This is a genomic window from Exiguobacterium sp. LL15 (assembly GCF_024436095.1).
Classification (GTDB): Bacteria; Bacillota; Bacilli; order Exiguobacteriales; family Exiguobacteriaceae; genus Exiguobacterium_A; species Exiguobacterium_A indicum.
Window position 1 is genome coordinate 1,940 of record NZ_JANFNX010000008.1, and the last position, 1,353, is coordinate 3,292.

1 rRNA gene (running past one end of the window) is annotated in these 1,353 nt (G+C 55.4%); it reads left to right on the forward strand.

From position 1 onward, the window contains the following. Positions 1-1,345: ribosomal RNA gene (locus NOM72_RS16075) — 23S ribosomal RNA — on the forward strand (it extends 1,746 nt beyond the left edge of the window). Positions 1,346-1,353 lie beyond the last annotated feature (8 nt).

Here is a 1,353-nt window from a genome sequence, read left to right on the forward strand (position 1 = left end):
GCGGAGTCCCGTAGGGACGTAGGTCACGATTTCACACTGCCAAGAAAAGCCTCTAGTGAGGGGGAAGGCGCCAGTACCGTAAACCGACACAGGTAGGCGAGATGAGAATTCTAAGACGCGCGGGATAACTCTCGTTAAGGAACTCGGCAAAATGGTCCCGTAACTTCGGGAGAAGGGACGCTCTACATGAGTAGAGCCGCAGTGAATAGGCCCAAACGACTGTTTAGCAAAAACACAGGTCTCTGCTAAATCGCAAGATGACGTATAGGGGCTGACGCCTGCCCGGTGCTGGAAGGTTAAGGGGATGGGTTAGCGCAAGCGAAGCTTTGAACCGAAGCCCCAGTAAACGGCGGCCGTAACTATAACGGTCCTAAGGTAGCGAAATTCCTTGTCGGGTAAGTTCCGACCCGCACGAAAGGCGTAACGATTTGGGCACTGTCTCAACGAGAGACCCGGTGAAATCATAGTACCTGTGAAGATGCAGGTTACCCGCGACAGGACGGAAAGACCCCATGGAGCTTTACTACAGCCTGATATTGAGGCTTTGTGCATGATGTACAGGATAGGCGGGAGACGTCGAGCCCGGAGCGCCAGCTTCGGAGGAGTCACCCTTGGGATACCGCCCTTCATGCATAGAGTCTCTAACTCGCAGCCGTGATCCGGCTGGAGGACCGTGTCAGGCGGGTAGTTTGACTGGGGCGGTCGCCTCCTAAACAGTAACGGAGGCGCCCAAAGGTTCCCTCAGAATGGTTGGAAATCATTCGTAGAGCGCAAAGGCAGAAGGGAGCTTGACTGCGAGACCTACAAGTCGAGCAGGGACGAAAGTCGGGCTTAGTGATCCGGTGGTTCCGCATGGAAGGGCCATCGCTCAACGGATAAAAGCTACCCTGGGGATAACAGGCTGATCTCCCCCAAGAGTCCACATCGACGGGGAGGTTTGGCACCTCGATGTCGGCTCATCGCATCCTGGGGCTGGAGTAGGTCCCAAGGGTTGGGCTGTTCGCCCATTAAAGCGGTACGCGAGCTGGGTTCAGAACGTCGTGAGACAGTTCGGTCCCTATCCGTCGTGGGCGCAGGAAATTTGAGGAGAGCTGTCCTTAGTACGAGAGGACCGGGATGGACGCACCGCTGGTGTACCAGTTGTTCCGCCAGGAGCATCGCTGGGTAGCTACGTGCGGACGGGATAAATGCTGAAAGCATCTAAGCATGAAGCCCCCTCCAAGATGAGATTTCCCTTTGAGTAATCAAGAAAGACCCCTCAGAGACGATGAGGTAGATAGGTCACGGGTGGAAGCATGGCGACATGTGGAGCTGAGTGATACTAATCGGTCGAGGCCTTGTTCTAGCAGATGC